Source organism: Oceanicaulis sp. UBA6590, from assembly GCF_002433705.1.
In the GTDB taxonomy this organism is placed as follows: domain Bacteria; phylum Pseudomonadota; class Alphaproteobacteria; order Caulobacterales; family Maricaulaceae; genus Oceanicaulis.
Map to the genome: position 1 here is coordinate 23554 of NZ_DJIQ01000027.1, position 15349 is coordinate 38902.

A 15349-nucleotide genomic window follows, 5' to 3' on the forward strand; every position below is an offset into this window, starting at 1 on the left:
GGGGCTCTCCCGGAACTATGAGGGGCGCATCGCCGGATCGAGCGAACAGCTCGCGGCGGGCGACTGGGCAATGAAAAAGGCGTGGAGGCTCTGCTGCACGCAATTCTGGGCGAAGAACCACACCGCATGCGGCGCATCTTCGACCACGGTGAGATGTACATCGCCGCCGGCTTCACGCATGTCAGCGATATGGCGACGCGCACCCTCGATATGGGTTTTGGGATCCAGGTCGCCGTGCAGCACGAGGATCGGCGGCAGGTTTTCATAGGGCGCGTCAAAATAGGCGTCGCGCTCGTAAAGCGGCATCTGGGTAAAGGTCTGAACGGTGGTCAGGCTGGACGTAAAACCCATCCCGGCCTCCTCGCGCGCCACGTCTTCTGCGGTCATGTCGGGACGGCGATTGGTTTCGGATTCCCCGATCAGACCTGCAAGCGTGATCGAGAAGGCGGTGTCAGGATACTCCGCCACGGCCGCGAACAGATCAAAGGCGGGCGTCACCTCGGTCTCGAAGAAACCCGGCAAGGCTTCAGGCGTCTCGATCGCCAGCACCAGAGCGTCGGCGATCAGCGCGCGACTTTCCGGCGTATCGAGCATCATGCCGAGCGCGTGCTTGAGATTGCCGCCGGGAACATATTCAGCCAGGTCTTCACGCTCGCCCGCATCAATCTCGGTGATCAGCTGAGCAAACGCCGCCTCGACCCCGCCCTCAAACCGGGCATTGCAGGCGGCATCCGCCGCGCAGCGCGCAATCACCTCTCGGCCCACTGCATCATAGGTGTGAGAGCGATGGCTTAGATCGAGCTCAGCATCATCCAGTGCGGGCACGAGCGAATCGAGCACGATCCCGTCCACAGAGACCGTGCGCAGCTGAGTGAACCGCATGGCCAAGCCTGTGCCGTAGGAGACGCCATAGACATAGCGCCTCCCCTCGCCGCCAAGCACGTCGATCAGATGATCCAGATCCTGGGCGCCATTGGTCATGGAAAACGCTGCGCTGCGCTCGGAATTCCGCCAAATCTCGCCAAAGCATGGTCCGAACTCCTCGCCCGCAAGCGCGGTTCCGGCAGGGCTATCGGGTGTTTCTCCGGAACAAAGCCGTGTTGATTGTCCCGTGCCGCGGTGGTCGGGAATGAAGACGTCATAGCCGGGGAACGCCGTGCGGAAGCCCGCAATCTCGGTGTAATAGCTCTGCCCGGTCTCGCCCGGCCCGCCCGCCAGCATCCAGATCTCGCCCACACGCTCGCCCAGAGCCGGAAACTTGCGCACGAAGAGATCAACATGGCCCGCGCCCGGTATTCCAGGATGAAGCGGCGCCTCAACCATTGCGCACAAGCTGCCCGACAGCTCAGCGAAATCAGAGGCATCCTCACAGCGCGCAAACGCCATCTCCTCGCCCGTCGGCGCAGGCATGGGAGCGGAGGTCGTGGCGCAGCCCGCAGCGAGAAGCGTGAGCGAACTGGCGAGGCAGAGATGGGACAAGCGCATGATCTTCTATCCTTTGGAGTTTTCGTCTCTTCCAAGGATGCAGGCGCGCCTGCGATTGGGTGCAGACAATGACAGGCGCGCCGCAGCGCTTACATCAGCATGGTCATCGGATCTTCGATGAAGCCCTTGAAGGCGGACAGCCAGCGTGCGCCGTTCGCGCCGTCCACTACACGGTGGTCACAGGTCAGCGTCACCGTCATCACGGTGGCTTTGGCCAGTGCGCCATCGGTGATGACCGGACGCTCCTCACCAGCCCCCACGCTCAGGATCATGCCCTGGGGCGGGTTGATGATGGAGGAGAAGGACGAAATTCCGAACATCCCGAGATTGGAGAGCGAGAAGGTGCCGCCCTGATATTCCTCGGGCTTGAGCTTGCGGTCGCGCGCGCGGGTCGCAAGGTCCTTCATCTCGGTGGAAATCTGCGCCAGGCCCTTCTGGTCGGCGTCCTTGATGATCGGGGTGATCAGACCGCCCTCGATCGCCACGGCGACGGATACGTCGGCATGCTTGTGCATCGCGATGCGGCCATCCTCGATCCAGCTGGCGTTCGCTTGCGGCACTTTCTTCAGCGCCAGACCGGACGCCTTGATCAGGATGTCATTGACCGACACCTTCACGCCTTCAGGCGTCTTGGCGTTGATCTCCTTGCGGAATTTCAGCAGCGCATCGAGGCGACAATCCACATTGAGCGGGAAGTGCGGGATATCGCGGAAGCTCTCGGACAAACGTTTGGCCGAGATCTTGGTGATATTGTCCGCCTTCTTGATCTCATAGCGGTCCGCGCTGATGCCGTACTGGGCCAGCGGTTCGTTCTCATCGACCGGTTTGGAGGGCTGGGATTTCGGCGCCTCGGATTTCGCGGCGGTTTTGTCGTCCGCCTTGCCGACGCCTTGCTCCCTGGCTTCTTCGATATCGCGTTTGACGATTCGGCCCTTGGGACCCGAACCATCGAGCGCCTTGAGATCAAGCCCGGCATCCTTCGCCATGCGACGCGCCAATGGTGACGCCTTGATGCGCTCGCCATCGTCATCGGACGGGGCGGCCGGGGCTTCGGATTTAGAGCTTGAAGCGGGTTCGGACTTGCTCTCGGACGCCTCGCCTTCGCTTTTGGACGTCTTGTCAGACGACTTGGCGTCAGCATCGCCCGAAGACGCGCCTTCGGCGCCCTTGGGCTCATAGCCCTCCAGTGCGCTCTTGTCCTCGCCGTCTTCGAGCAGCAGGCCGATAGGCGCATTGACCTTCACGCCTTCGGTGCCTTCGTCGACCAGGATCTTGCCGATCACGCCTTCATCGACGGCTTCGACTTCCATCGTCGCCTTGTCGGTCTCGATCTCGGCGATCACATCGCCGGAATTGACCGTATCGCCTTCTTTCACCGTCCATTTGGACAGCGTGCCCTCTTCCATCGTGGGCGACAGGGCGGGCATCAGGATTTCGATGGGCATCAGAAGGCTCCGTCAGGCAGATCCGCTGGTCTGCGCTTTCGAGCGCAGTGTCGAGCGGGCGAAAAAGGTCAAGAAGAACAGCGCGATGTAGACGACTACCAAGGCCCCGTTCATCGAATTCTGGATCAGCTCGTCAATGCCAGTAAGGGCATTGTCCAGCGCCGCCTGCCCGGTGGGCGAGAGGCCGACTGTCTGATCAAGCTCGATCAGGGTCTGGACAAAGCCGTCATGAATGCGTTGCGAGCCGTAGGCGACGCGCCCGAGAAAGGCGAGCACCAGGGTGAGAAAGAAGAAGGAGAAGAGCCTGAGCCCGAAGCCGGCATGACGCAGGAAGACCCAGACCGCGACCACATAGGCCGACACCACCGTGAAGAAGACCTGGACTCCGTTCAGAAGGATGTCCTGGTACTCCACCATCTGTTCGATGACATCAGCCTCGGTCATGACGGTGGTCCCTACTCCACGTAGCACACCTGCTTGGCGGCCTTGATGATGTCCTCAACGCCCGGCAGCGACAAGGCTTCAAGGTTGGCGGCATAGGGCAGCGGCACGTCTTCCTGGAAAACCCGGGTCGGCGGCGCATCGAGATAATCGAACGCATCCATCGTGACCCGCGCAGCGATTTCCGCGCCGACGCCATGCTGGCCCCAGCCCTCTTCCGCGCAGACGATGCGATTGGTTTTCTTGACGGACTGAATGATCGTGTCGGTGTCGAGCGGACGCAGGGTGCGCAGGTCGATGACCTCGGCCTCGATGCCCTCTTCAGACAGCTTTTCAGCCGCTTGCAGGGCAAAGCCCACCATGCGCGAATGCGCGGTGATGGTGACGTCAGAGCCTTCGCGGCGCACTTTCGCCTTGCCGATGGGCAGGACAAAATCATCCATGTCGGGAATTTCGAACGTCTCGCCATACATCAGCTCGTGCTCCAGGAACACGACCGGGTTCGGATCGCGAATAGCGGCTTTTAACAAGCCCTTGGCGTCCGCTGCGTCATAGGGCGCGATCACTTTCAAACCCGGCACATGGGCATACCAGCTGGAATAGTCCTGGCTGTGCTGGGCGCCGACGCGGGAGGCCGCGCCGTTCGGGCCGCGGAACACAATCGGGCAGCCCATCTGACCGCCTGACATGTAAAGAGTTTTCGCCGCCGAGTTGATGATGTGGTCAATCGCCTGCATGGCGAAGTTGAAGGTCATGAACTCGACGATCGGCTTCAGACCGCCAAAGGCCGCACCGACGCCGAGACCGGCAAAGCCGTGCTCGGTGATCGGGGTATCCACCACGCGCTGGTCGCCAAACTCTTGTAAAAGCTCGCGGGTCACCTTGTAGGCGCCCTGGTATTGCGCGACTTCCTCACCCATGACGAAGACCGCTTCGTCTGCGCGCATTTCCTCCGCCATCGCGTCGCGCAGGGCGTCGCGAATGGTGATCTCCTTCATCTTGGTCCCTTCGGGGATGTCAGGATCAGAGAGGGTCTTGCCTTTGGGTTTTTGCGGCGCGTCGGCCTTGTCGTCTGATTTCGCTTCAGACTTCGGCGCGTCTTTCTGGTCAGCCTTTGAGTCATCTCCCGACGCCGCGGAATCTTCGCCCGAGGCTTCGGGATCATACCCCTCAAGGGCGCTGTCATCTTCCCCCTCTTCGAGAAGGATGGCGATGGGCGCGTTGACCTGAACGCCTTCGGTTCCCTCATCGACGAGGAGTTTGCCGACCCGACCCTCTTCGACCGCTTCGACTTCCATCGTCGCCTTGTCGGTCTCGATCTCGGCGATCACATCGCCGGAACTGACCTGATCGCCGGGTTTCACCAGCCATTTGGCCAGAGTGCCCTCTTCCATGGTGGGTGAGAGCGCGGGCATGAGAACTTGGATGGGCATCAAACTGCTCCAGGTCTAACGGTAAAGGCGCGGCGTTGAACCGGCGATGATGACGCTTGAGGGGCAAACATTCTAATACTCAACAACTGTCGGTTCTCGGCCAGGCGGATACCCCGATAAATCAAACGGACAGACTGGCAGTGGCATCGTAAAACTGTTGTCTTCATTTGGTGTCACGACAGCTTCTCCCTCATGAGTATTTTCCCGCTCTTGGGCGGAAGCTGTCCAATAGGCGGCGTACCAAGCGATTACCGGTTCGATGGGATAATCACAGCCATTTTCGCGCGCCCAGAAACCGGTAATGATCGCACTCGACATATCATCGGGATGCACAAATCCACGCTCAAGCATGTCGGACGCTGCCGGGCTACGTTCGCCCCAGAGCCAAGCGTTCCTCAAGCCAGTTCCAAAGCCATGGTGGAGCAGTGACAGTTCATTAAAACGGTAACCAAGTAGACGCGCCTCGTTTTCCGCGTCGAGCACCTCCGCTAGACAATCAAGCGCGTCTTCATAAGTTTCTGGTATACATGTAGAAAATCCACCGCTTTCAGCATCATCAGGCGTGCCGGCCTGAGCGACCGCTAGTCCGGCGAGCAAAGCGAAGTTGACTACAGTCATCGCCTAACCCTCGATCAGAACGTCGGTGTAGAGCTCGGACGGATCAGGCTCCGGGCTCTCTTTGGCGAAGTCGGCCGACTTGTTGACGATGGCCTTGACCTCTTTGTCCATATCCTTGAGCGCGTCCTCGTCAGACCAGCCCTTTTCCAGGATGATCTTGCGCGCCAGATCGATGGGATCCTTGTGGTCACGAATATCGTTGACCTCGTCGCGGGTGCGGTATTTCGCCGGGTCGGACATGGAGTGGCCGCGATAGCGATAGGTCTTCATCTCGAGGATGAACGGCCCCTCGCCCGAGCGCGCATGCTCGACGGCGCGCTTGGCGGCGTCATAGACGGCGGTGACGTCCATGCCGTCCACTTCCTCGCCCGGAATGCCGAAGGACGCGCCGCGCTTGTAAAGATGCGTTTCAGAGCTGGCGCGCGCGACGGCGGTGCCCATAGCGTACTGGTTGTTCTCGATAATGTAGACGACAGGCAGGTTCCAGAGCTTGGCCATATTAAAGCTCTCATAGACCTGGCCCTGGTTGGCCGCGCCATCGCCGAAATAGGTCGCGCAAACCTTGCCGTTCTTCTTGTACTTGTCAGAGAAGGCGAGCCCGGTGCCGAGCGCGACCTGCGCGCCCACAATGCCGTGACCGCCAAAGAACTGCTTGTCACGGGAGAACATGTGCATGCTCCCGCCCTTGCCTTTGGAATAGCCGCCTTCGCGACCGGTCAGTTCAGCCATCACCCCGTTCGGATCCATGCCGGTGGCCAGCATGTGGGCGTGGTCGCGATAGCCGGTGATCACCTGATCACCCTCTTCGAGAGCGCCCTGCACGCCGACGACAACCGCTTCCTGGCCGATATAGAGGTGGCAGAAGCCCGCGATCAGACCCATGCCGTAGAGCTGGCCGGCCTTCTCCTCGAAGCGGCGCATCAGGAGCATGTCCTTGTACCAGCCCATCAGCTGGTCCTGGCTCACATCGTTTTTGTTATTGCGCGCGGAGGCGGATTTGCTCGCAGCGCTGGAAGAGCGTTTCGTCGCCATATATTTCACATGCGAACCAATTGGCTCACACTCCCTGTTGACGTCACGTCAGCCTTTAACAGGGATGATAATATGCCGTAAAGCGCATAGATTATGTTGCGCGTGCGAACAATTAACCGTGAACGGAGGTTCAGCCGCCGTGATCGGGCTGTGCGCCGCGGTCAATCTGGACGACAATTTCGTCGGGATGGGCAAAGCGCAGGACGGCGCGGGCGCGTTCTTCGAGATAGTCCACGTCCACCGTGGCGTCCGGGCCGTCCGCCTTCAGGCGCGCAACGCGATCTTCCATCTGTTCCCGGGTTGAGCGCACGTCAGCCAACTCGGCTTCAGCCGCCGAGATTTGCGCCTGAATGCGCAGATGATTGAGATAGCCCTGCTCACCATGGAGCGCGTGATAGCTGAGATAGCCAATCACCAAAGCCAGCCCAATCAAGGGGATGAAGCGCTTCAGCACCTTCATCATGACCCATCCATCCACCGCCCGCCTTTTGCGGATCGTTCGATTGGCAGATTAGGCAAACTCAGTAAAGGAAGCGTTAGGCCGAATCAGAAAGTGTTGATTCGTTCCCGTTTTGCGGGAAACAAAAAACGGCCCGGATCGCTCCGGGCCGTTCTGTAGAACGCATATCCGGCCGCACGCTAGCCGGCGGCGATGGCCGTCCGGCCGGCATAGATGGCCGCATCGCCCAGCTCGGCCTCGATGCGCAGGAGCTGGTTGTACTTGGCCGTACGGTCCGAACGCGCCAGCGAGCCGGTCTTGATCTGACCGCAGTTCAGCGCGACGGCCAGATCAGCGATGGTGGTGTCCTCGGTTTCGCCCGAGCGGTGGCTCATCACTGCGCCATAGCCCGAACGCAGGGCCATCTCGACCGCATCCATGGTTTCCGACAGGGTGCCGATCTGATTGACCTTCACCAGCAGCGCATTGGCCGCGCCCACTTCGATGCCGTGCGCCAGGCGCTCGGGATTGGTCACGAACAGGTCATCGCCCACCAGCTGCACATCGCCGTCCAGCATGGAGGTGACGGCCTTCCAGCCTTCCCAGTCGTCTTCGGCCATGCCGTCCTCGATGGAGATGATCGGATAGGCGCTGGCCAGTTCCTTGAGATATTCGGCGAACTCATCAGAGGTGCAGGTGCGGCCCGCGCCTTCCATGACGTATTTGCCGTCCTTGAAGAACTCGGTGGAGGCCACGTCGAGCGCCAGGGTCACGTCAGAGCCCGGCTCGTATCCTGCGGTCTCGATCGCCTTCATGATGGCGTCCAAGCAGGCCTCGGCGCTTTTAAGGTCCGGTGCGAAACCGCCCTCATCGCCCACATTGGTGTTCAGGCCATCCGCTTTAAGCTGGGATTTGAGGGCGTGGAAGATTTCCGCGCCGCAACGCAGCGCCTCGGAAAAGGTCGCAAGGCCGGTCGGCATGATCATGAATTCCTGAAAATCGACCGGATTGTCCGCGTGTGCGCCGCCATTGAGGATATTCATCATCGGCGCCGGCAGGACGCGGGCGTTCGCCCCGCCCACATAGCGATAGAGCGGCAGGCCGGAGGCCAGCGCCGCGGCCTTGGCGGTCGCCAGCGACACGCCCAGAAGCGCATTCGCGCCCAGACGCGCCTTGTTCTCGGTGCCGTCCAGCCCGATCAGGATCTCGTCGATCGTGCGCTGCTCGCGCGCATCGATCCCGGCGATGGCTTCAAAGATCTCGGTCTCGACCGCGGTGACGGCCTCAAGCACGCCCTTGCCCTTGTAACGGTCGCCGCCATCGCGCTTTTCAACCGCTTCGTGAGCGCCCGTGGAGGCGCCGGACGGCACGGCCGCGCGGCCCATGGAGCCGTCTTCCAGGAAGACGTCCACTTCAACGGTCGGGTTGCCCCGGCTGTCGAGGATTTCACGGGCGGCGATATCAACGATGGCGGTCATGGCGCGGAGGTCCTTTTGATCGGATCAAGCCGCGCATCCCCTGCCCGGCTCTGGTGCTTTTGCTGCGCGCTTCATAAACGAGGCATGCAAATGCGAAAAGCCCTGCACCGGGTCTGGTGCAGGGCTTTTTCTGTCAGACTGCGCGCCGCCAATGCGGCGCGGCGTCCGGCTTAGTCGTCCTGGCCGTCCAGGATCTGACGACCGCGGTACATGCCGGTCTTCAGATCGATGTGGTGCGGACGGCGCAGTTCGCCGGAATCCTTGTCTTCGATGTACGCCGTCGTGCCGATGGCGTCGTGCGCGCGACGCATGCCGCGCTTGGAGCGGGTGACTTTATGCTTAGGGACCGCCATCGGTCTCTCCTTACGTTCTCAAACGCGAATGACTCGGGATCGCACAAAGAACACTTCGCGCGAATGAGCCGCGGGCTATACCGGTTTGCGCGGCCTGATGCAACAGGGCTGTTACACCAGACGACTATGTTCCTTGGCCGCCGCCACAAAGCTTGCGAACAGCGGATGGGGATCAAACGGGCGGGACTTGTACTCGGGATGGTATTGAACGCCGATGAACCAGGGGTGGTCGGCATACTCCACGATCTCGGGCAGAACCCCGTCCGGCGACAGGCCGGAGAACACCAGACCGGCTTTTTCCAGCTCGTCCTTGTAGGCGATGTTCACTTCATAGCGGTGACGGTGACGCTCATGGATCGCGGCCTGGCCGTAGATCTCGCGCACCTTGCTGCCTTCTTTCAGGGCTGCCGGAAACGCGCCCAGACGCATGGTGCCACCCAGATCGCCGCCGGCGTGTCGACGAATGGTCTCGTTATCCTTCACCCATTCGGTGAGAAGGCCCACGAGCGGCACTTTGGGTTCGCCAAATTCTGACGAGCTCGCGCCCTCAAGACCGGCGAGATTGCGCGCCGCCTCGATGACCGCCATCTGCATGCCGAAACAGATGCCGAAATACGGGATCTTGCGTTCCCGGGCGAAGCGCGCCGCCGCGATCTTGCCTTCCGCGCCGCGCTCGCCAAAGCCGCCGGGCACCAGAATGGCGTGCATGTCCTCAAGCTCGATGAGGTTGTCCGCATTCTCGAACTGGCTGGCGTCGAGCCATTTCACCTTCACTTTCACCCGATTGGCGATGCCGCCATGGTTGAGGGCTTCCAGAAGCGATTTGTAGGCGTCCACCAGAACCGTGTACTTGCCCACGACCGCAATGGTGACTTCGCCATCGGGATTGTTCACGGCCTCGGAAATGCCGTTCCAGATAGTCAGGTCCGGCTCGGGCGCGTCTTCCATGCGGAAGCGCTCGAGCACGACCTTGTCGAGCCCCTGCCCGTGATATTCGAGCGGCACGTCATAGAGCGAGGCCGCGTCGCGACCCTCGATGACGGCGTTCTCGGGCACATTGCAGAACAGCGCGATCTTGCGCTTGTCGCTGGGGTCGATCGGAATTTCGCAGCGACACAGCAGGATGTCGGGCTGGATGCCGATGGAGCGCAATTCCTTGACCGAGTGCTGGGTCGGCTTAGTCTTCATCTCGCCCGCCGCCTTGATGAAAGGCAACAGCGTGACGTGGATGAAGATGGCGTTGTCGCGGCCCAGCTCCTGACCAAGCTGACGGATCGCCTCGAAGAACGGCAGGCCTTCAATGTCGCCCACCGTGCCGCCGATCTCGCACAGGACGAAATCCACATCGCCGGCGTCCGACAGGACGAAATTCTTGATGGCGTCGGTGACGTGCGGGATCACCTGCACGGTCGCGCCCAGATAATCGCCGCGACGCTCGCGCTCGATGATCTCGGAATAGATGCGGCCCGTGGTGATGTTGTCGCTCTGATGGGCGGACACGCCGGTGAAGCGCTCGTAATGGCCCAGATCGAGATCGGTCTCGGCCCCGTCATCGGTGACGTAGACCTCGCCATGCTGATAAGGCGACATCGTGCCCGGATCCACATTGAGATACGGGTCGAGCTTACGCAGACGGACTTTATACCCGCGCGCTTGCAAAAGCGCGCCGAGTGCGGCGGAAGCGAGGCCTTTACCAAGGGAGGAGACCACGCCGCCGGTTATGAAAATGTATCGCGGCATGGGCGGACTGCTTAGCGCAGAATCGTCCCCGACAAAAGCGCCCGATCTGAACTTGACCGTGGAAATCGCGGTTAAGCGCTGTTGAGCATGCGGACGAAGAAAATCACCCACATCGCGCAGAGCGCGAGGAAGTTGATGGAGAACACGACACCGCGCAGCACCACATTGCCCGTCATAGTCTGAACCAGCGTGTGTGCGAGACGCCCCGCCACAAAGATCCAGGCCAGAACGAGCTGTAAAAACAGAGGCTCGCCAGCGAGAACCAGCGCCAGAACCAGCATGTGAAAGAAGGGCGGCGCTTCAAACTGGTTGCGCAGATTCGCCGCTACGCGCGCGCCGCGCCCCTGATCGGCGTCCACCCGCGTGAAATCGTCATAGCGATTGCGCCGGGACATGACGGCGCCAGCGCGCTCAAGCGTCAGCCACAGATACAGAAAGGCCGTCAGCGCCAAATGGGCGGCTGACGGCCAGAGCAGTGCGGACACGGGGTCGAGCAATGTGAACATCGCGCGCCCCTATCGCTTATCAGTTCGGCAAATCAGGGTCCTGGGCCGGCTCATCCTGCGCAGGAGCGTCATCGGAAGCCGGTGCAGGGTCGGCAGGCGCTTCATCAGTCGGCGCAGGCACATCGGTTTCAAGCCCTTCCAGATCGCCAAAGGGCAGATCGGAATTGGTCTGGGTCTCGCCGACGCGGTCCAGGACCGAACCGGAGGACGTGGTGACGCCCGAAATGATGGCGAGCAGGATGGAGTTGCCGATGAACAGCGCGCCCAGGATCATGGTGACGCGCGTCAGCAGGTTGGCCGCGCCGCGGCCGCTCATCATGCCGCCGGGACCACCGCCGCCAATGCCCAGAGCGCCGCCCTCAGAGCGTTGCATCAGGATGACGCCGGTCAGCGCGGCGGCGATAAGAACGTGGATGATCAGAAGGACAGCAGTCATTGCGCGGCGTTTCCGAATAAACAGAGTTCGTCCGCGCGAGGACCGCGACGGACTAGTTGGCCGCGCGTTTTAGCTCAGCTTCAGGCGGAGCGCCACCTTCCACCTGTATCTTGCGCTTGGACGCCGCCGCCATGCGCCTCTGGAGCGCTTCAGCCGCTTTGGCCATCTCTTCCTGGGAGCGCTCCATACCGTCATCTCCGGCATAGGCGACATAGGCGGCCATGGAGAGCTCCTTGGCCAGCGAGAGGTTGGCGTGGGTAAGGCCGGCCTGTTCACGCAATTCCTGAGAGACGTCGACCAAGGCCTTGGCGACACGGGAGGCTTCGCTGGAGCGGAACTTCGCCATGCGAGCCCGAAGCTCGCGCGCGCTGTTTTCGAACTCCGACAGATCGATCGCCGGCTGGCGGCCGACCTTCATCTCCCGCATGCCCGCTTCCGCGCCCACAATGATGCGCATGCACAGGCGGCGCAGGCGTTCGCCCTCAACCGTGCGCTGAGCCTCATCGATCCAGGCATGAGCTTTCTGCAGCGCCTCGATGTCGTTGGTGACGACCGCCTTGAGCACGTTGGGCGCCTCGATCGGCTTCACGGCGCCCGCGCCGCGTTCCTTGTCGCGACGACGGTCCGGGCCAATATAGTCACTGGTCACGATGAACGGCTTGCGGGCCCGGATCAGGGTGCGAATGCGGTCTTCGACAAAGCTGTTGGAGAGCGGCCGGATCAGTAGATCATCCGCGCCGCAGCCAATGGCGTTGCGCACCAGATCGGCGTCGCGACGCCAGGATGTCAGCAAGAGCGCGACAAACGGATTGTTGGACAGTTCGCCCGAGCGGATCGCACGCACGAGCCTGAACACTTCCGCCTCATGATCCGCGGTTTCCGCAATGATCAGATGCGGCGCGTCGTCCTGCACGATCCGGCGCAGCTCTGACAGGGTGTTGAGCTGGAAAATGTCGCGAAAACCAATCTCGTGGAGAGAATATCGCGTTGTGCGCTGGTTGACGGACACCGGATCGTAGAGCGCCACGCTCGCGCGGCTGTAATCGATTTCGCTCATGCACCACCCCGCCTGTTGATCAGGCCAATTCCTTATTCAACCGGGGAGACTAAATAAAAACTCTGAAGAACGCCTTACCGGAGCGTACGGATTATTGAGGCGAACTGTTCGGGCTTTAAGCTGGCGCCGCCTATGAGGCCGCCATCAATATCAGATTGCGACAACAGCGCGTCTGCATTCGCAGGGTTCATGGAACCGCCATAGAGAATGCGCAGCGCGTCGCCATCAGAACCCGGCCAGGCCGCGCGCAAGGCGGCGTGCATGGCCTGGGCGTCCTCAGGACTGGCGGTGCGCCCGGTGCCGATCGCCCAGACCGGTTCATAGGCGATGACGATCTGGTCTGCGGCGCACTCGGGAAGGCTGGCGCGCATCTGGGTGATGACGACCGCTTCAGCGTCTCCCGATTCGCGTTGCTCGAGCGTTTCCCCGACACAGAGTATGGGCGTGAGCCCCGCCTCCAGCGCCGCTTTCGCCTTTGCGCGCACAATCGCATTGTCCTCGCCATGATCGGCGCGACGTTCGCTATGCCCGACAATGACATGGCTGCAGCCCAGATCCGCCAGCATCCGCGCGCTGACATCTCCGGTATGCGCGCCCGATTGCGTCATGGCGCAGTCCTGCCCGCCCAGCATCAGCCATTCGGGCTTGGTCTGCGCCATGGCCAGGATCAGGGTTGCGGGCGGACATAAAAGGATATCCGCGTCTGGAGTCTGCGACAGCGCAGCGGAAAGTTCGGTCAGGAACGCCCGGTCAGCCAAGAGCCCGTTCATCTTCCAGTTGCCCGCCACCAGCTTGCGCCGCATCGTCGCCATCCCCGTCCTGCGTTCTTGTTTGGCCGCTTAGAAGAAGCGGCGCGCTGGGATAGCAGTGCAAGAACCCGGCTGCAACGCACTGGCCTGCTTGCCGCACAAGCCCCGCCCGGCTACGGTCCCGCCGCATACCCACCCGCCCCTAGGCCTGATCTGGAACGCTCCATGCTTTCGCTTATCCGCTCGCTCGCCCGTTCGCCCATTATCGGCGGCATGATCATCGCGCTTCTCATCGCCGCATTCGCGCTGTGGGGCGTCAGCGACATTTTCAGCGGCGGCGGCACGTCTGCGCTCGTCGTCGGTCCCCAGACCGTCAGCGCATCCGAGGTGCAGCGCAATTATGAGCGCCAGCTCTTCCAGATCCAGCGCGACAATCCCCAGATCACGCGTGAGCAGGCGGACCAGATGGGCCTGGGTGATTCTGTGGTGCGCCGCCTCATCGCCGAGACCGCGGTGGACGCCAAGGCGGATCAGATGGGCCTGACGATCTCTGACGACACGCTGTTTGAAACCCTGCGGTCGATCCCGGCCTTCCAGAACCCGTTCACCAATCAGTTCGATCCGGGCACCTACGCCTCCATCCTGCGCGAAAACGGCTATCGCGGCTCCATGGCCGAGCGTCAGTTTGAATCCGACATCACCAGCGAACTGCGCCGCGCCCAGTTTGTCGCTGCTGCGCTGGGCGGCGTCCGCGCGCCGGACATCTACGCCGAAATCCGGGCGGCTTACGAGAATGAACGCCGCAGCCTGCGCGCGCTTTTCCTGCGTCCTGTTCTGGTTGAAACGCCTGAAGCCCCGGATGATGAGACCCTGACCGCCTTCATCGGCGAGAACGCCCGCATTTTCGAACGCGCCGAGCAACGTCGGCTGACCCTGGTCCGCATCACCCCGACAGATCTGCTGCGGGATGTTGAGGTGAGCGAGGAAGACCTGCAGGCGCTCTATGACTATCGCCTTGAAAACGGCGAGCTGGCCGATCCGGCGACGCGCTCCCTGACCCAATGGCCCGCCCCGGATCAGCAAACCGCGGAAACCGCCGCCGCGCGTCTGGGCGCCGGCGAGTCCGTCGCCTCTGTCGTCGCCGAGCTCGGCCTTGGAGACGAAGTCGCTCTGGCGGATGTGGAAGCCTATCAGGTCCCGGACGCCCAGATCGCCGAACGCGCCTTCCAGATGCAGGCGGGTGAGCTGGCGGCCGTGGAGAGTCAGCTGGGCTGGCGCGTGCTGCGCATTGACGCCGCCAATGATCCCGACACGCCCGATTTCGCCGCCGTTGAGAGCGAGCTTCGCACGGAACTGGCGCGCGACACCGCAGAAGGCATGATGCTGGACGCGCTGGGAGTCTTCGAGGAAGCGCGCGGCAATGGCGCGACGCTGGAAGAGGCTGCGCGCGAGGCGGGACTGTTCGCCGAGCGCATCGATTTTGTCGGCGCAAACGGGTATTCGCCCGACCGCGAGCCGGCCCTGACCCTGCTACAGAACCCGGACATCCTGTCCGCCGCTTTCGCGGCCCAGCAGGGTTTTGCGACGGATCTTGAAGGCTATGGCGAGGATGGCGGGTATTTCGTGGTCCGCGTGGACGAGATTGAACCCGCCCGTCTCTACGAGCTGGACGAAGTGCGTGAAGACGCTACGCGTTTCTGGGTCATGCGGGAAACCGACAACCGCCTTCAGGAGGTGGTCGACGACGTGCAGGCCCGGCTCGACGCCGGTGAAACCCTTGACGCCATTGCAGCATCCCTAGGCGCTGGCGCACGGGTTGAATCGGCTGTGCTCGGGCGGGAAGAAACCGCGGGCCCGTTCAACGCCCAGCTTGTCGCTCAGGCCTTCCGTCAACCCGAAGGCGGACGCTTTGTTTCCCGCGCTGACAACCAGACCACCCGCGCCCTGGTGCTCGTGGATGAGGTGATTGCAGCCGAGGGCGGCGCGGTGACCCAGGCCCAGCGCAACGAGATGACGGGCGAACTGCGCGATGATGCGACCCAGATCGTCACCAATGCGCTGATCAACGCCTACGATGTGCGTCAGAACCAGGACCTGATCGATCAGGCTCTGGGACGCACCACCGCACAATAACAGG

The 15349-nt window shown here is 62.0% G+C and carries 15 protein-coding genes; 1 reads left to right on the forward strand and 14 read right to left on the reverse strand.

Going from position 1 to position 15349, the window contains the following annotated elements; translation table 11 throughout:
- Positions 1-15 precede the first annotated feature (15 nt).
- From B2Z70_RS05975 to tpiA, 14 genes are all read right to left on the reverse strand, one after another.
- Positions 16-1485, reverse strand: coding sequence for an alpha/beta fold hydrolase (locus B2Z70_RS05975; RefSeq protein WP_292981985.1), 1470 nt, complete (start codon positions 1483-1485; stop codon positions 16-18).
- Between the two features lie 89 nt (positions 1486-1574).
- Positions 1575-2930, reverse strand: coding sequence for a pyruvate dehydrogenase complex dihydrolipoamide acetyltransferase (locus tag B2Z70_RS05980; protein WP_292981986.1), 1356 nt, complete (start codon positions 2928-2930; stop codon positions 1575-1577).
- Between the two features lie 12 nt (positions 2931-2942).
- Positions 2943-3374 (reverse strand): hypothetical protein, encoded by a 432-nt coding sequence (locus B2Z70_RS05985; protein WP_009800921.1) that lies wholly within the window; start codon positions 3372-3374, stop codon positions 2943-2945.
- Positions 3375-3385: 11 nt separating this feature from the next.
- The gene (locus B2Z70_RS05990) at positions 3386-4804 is read right to left on the reverse strand and encodes a pyruvate dehydrogenase complex E1 component subunit beta (RefSeq protein ID WP_292981987.1); all 1419 of its coding nucleotides are present in this window, start codon (positions 4802-4804) and stop codon (positions 3386-3388) included.
- 72 nt (positions 4805-4876) lie between these two features.
- Positions 4877-5422, reverse strand: a complete 546-nt coding sequence (locus B2Z70_RS05995; RefSeq protein WP_292981988.1) for a DUF6794 domain-containing protein — start codon at positions 5420-5422, stop codon at positions 4877-4879.
- Positions 5423-5425: 3 nt separating this feature from the next.
- On the reverse strand, positions 5426-6370 hold the full coding sequence (pdhA, locus tag B2Z70_RS06000; RefSeq protein ID WP_414690863.1) for a pyruvate dehydrogenase (acetyl-transferring) E1 component subunit alpha: 945 nt from the start codon (positions 6368-6370) through the stop codon (positions 5426-5428).
- Positions 6371-6584: 214 nt separating this feature from the next.
- Complete coding sequence (locus B2Z70_RS06005) at positions 6585-6917, reverse strand: FtsB family cell division protein (RefSeq protein ID WP_292981990.1); 333 nt, start codon at positions 6915-6917, stop codon at positions 6585-6587.
- A gap of 176 nt (positions 6918-7093) precedes the next feature.
- Positions 7094-8371 (reverse strand): phosphopyruvate hydratase, encoded by a 1278-nt coding sequence (eno, locus tag B2Z70_RS06010; RefSeq protein WP_292981991.1) that lies wholly within the window; start codon positions 8369-8371, stop codon positions 7094-7096.
- Between the two features lie 170 nt (positions 8372-8541).
- Positions 8542-8724, reverse strand: coding sequence for a 50S ribosomal protein L32 (gene rpmF, locus B2Z70_RS06015; protein ID WP_009800926.1), 183 nt, complete (start codon positions 8722-8724; stop codon positions 8542-8544).
- 111 nt (positions 8725-8835) lie between these two features.
- Positions 8836-10464 (reverse strand): CTP synthase, encoded by a 1629-nt coding sequence (gene pyrG, locus B2Z70_RS06020; RefSeq protein ID WP_009800927.1) that lies wholly within the window; start codon positions 10462-10464, stop codon positions 8836-8838.
- Positions 10465-10535: 71 nt separating this feature from the next.
- Positions 10536-10970: an MAPEG family protein gene (locus tag B2Z70_RS06025; protein WP_292981992.1), complete on the reverse strand. Its 435-nt coding sequence runs from the start codon at positions 10968-10970 to the stop codon at positions 10536-10538.
- A gap of 19 nt (positions 10971-10989) precedes the next feature.
- A complete protein-coding gene (secG, locus tag B2Z70_RS06030; protein WP_009800929.1) occupies positions 10990-11406 on the reverse strand; it encodes a preprotein translocase subunit SecG in 417 nt (138 codons plus the stop codon).
- Between the two features lie 52 nt (positions 11407-11458).
- Positions 11459-12463: a response regulator gene (locus B2Z70_RS06035; RefSeq protein ID WP_009800930.1), complete on the reverse strand. Its 1005-nt coding sequence runs from the start codon at positions 12461-12463 to the stop codon at positions 11459-11461.
- Positions 12464-12537: 74 nt separating this feature from the next.
- Complete coding sequence (gene tpiA / locus B2Z70_RS06040; protein WP_009800931.1) at positions 12538-13275, reverse strand: triose-phosphate isomerase; 738 nt, start codon at positions 13273-13275, stop codon at positions 12538-12540.
- Between the two features lie 162 nt (positions 13276-13437).
- Here tpiA and B2Z70_RS06045 point away from each other — a divergent pair, with 162 nt between their 5' ends.
- Positions 13438-15345 carry a peptidylprolyl isomerase gene (locus tag B2Z70_RS06045; protein ID WP_292981993.1) on the forward strand — a complete coding sequence of 636 codons (1908 nt, stop codon included), beginning with the start codon at positions 13438-13440 and terminating at the stop codon, positions 15343-15345.
- The last annotated feature ends 4 nt before the right edge of the window (positions 15346-15349 follow it).

Bases quoted from the DNA above. Each gene is read 5' to 3' on its own strand.
- pyrG (WP_009800927.1), bottom strand. From the start codon at position 10,464: ATGCCGCGATACATTTTCATAACCGGCGGCGTGGTCTCCTCCCTTGGT.
- tpiA (WP_009800931.1), bottom strand. From the start codon at position 13,275: ATGGCGACGATGCGGCGCAAGCTGGTGGCGGGCAACTGGAAGATGAAC.
- B2Z70_RS05975 (WP_292981985.1), bottom strand. From the start codon at position 1,485: ATGCGCTTGTCCCATCTCTGCCTCGCCAGTTCGCTCACGCTTCTCGCT.
- B2Z70_RS06005 (WP_292981990.1), bottom strand. From the start codon at position 6,917: ATGATGAAGGTGCTGAAGCGCTTCATCCCCTTGATTGGGCTGGCTTTG.
- B2Z70_RS05980 (WP_292981986.1), bottom strand. From the start codon at position 2,930: ATGCCCATCGAAATCCTGATGCCCGCCCTGTCGCCCACGATGGAAGAG.
- B2Z70_RS06035 (WP_009800930.1), bottom strand. From the start codon at position 12,463: ATGAGCGAAATCGATTACAGCCGCGCGAGCGTGGCGCTCTACGATCCG.
- eno (WP_292981991.1), bottom strand. From the start codon at position 8,371: ATGACCGCCATCGTTGATATCGCCGCCCGTGAAATCCTCGACAGCCGG.
- B2Z70_RS06045 (WP_292981993.1), top strand. From the start codon at position 13,438: ATGCTTTCGCTTATCCGCTCGCTCGCCCGTTCGCCCATTATCGGCGGC.
- rpmF (WP_009800926.1), bottom strand. From the start codon at position 8,724: ATGGCGGTCCCTAAGCATAAAGTCACCCGCTCCAAGCGCGGCATGCGT.
- B2Z70_RS05990 (WP_292981987.1), bottom strand. From the start codon at position 4,804: ATGCCCATCCAAGTTCTCATGCCCGCGCTCTCACCCACCATGGAAGAG.
- B2Z70_RS05985 (WP_009800921.1), bottom strand. From the start codon at position 3,374: ATGACCGAGGCTGATGTCATCGAACAGATGGTGGAGTACCAGGACATC.
- B2Z70_RS06025 (WP_292981992.1), bottom strand. From the start codon at position 10,970: ATGTTCACATTGCTCGACCCCGTGTCCGCACTGCTCTGGCCGTCAGCC.
- secG (WP_009800929.1), bottom strand. From the start codon at position 11,406: ATGACTGCTGTCCTTCTGATCATCCACGTTCTTATCGCCGCCGCGCTG.
- pdhA (WP_414690863.1), bottom strand. From the start codon at position 6,370: ATGGGCTGGTACAAGGACATGCTCCTGATGCGCCGCTTCGAGGAGAAG.
- B2Z70_RS05995 (WP_292981988.1), bottom strand. From the start codon at position 5,422: ATGACTGTAGTCAACTTCGCTTTGCTCGCCGGACTAGCGGTCGCTCAG.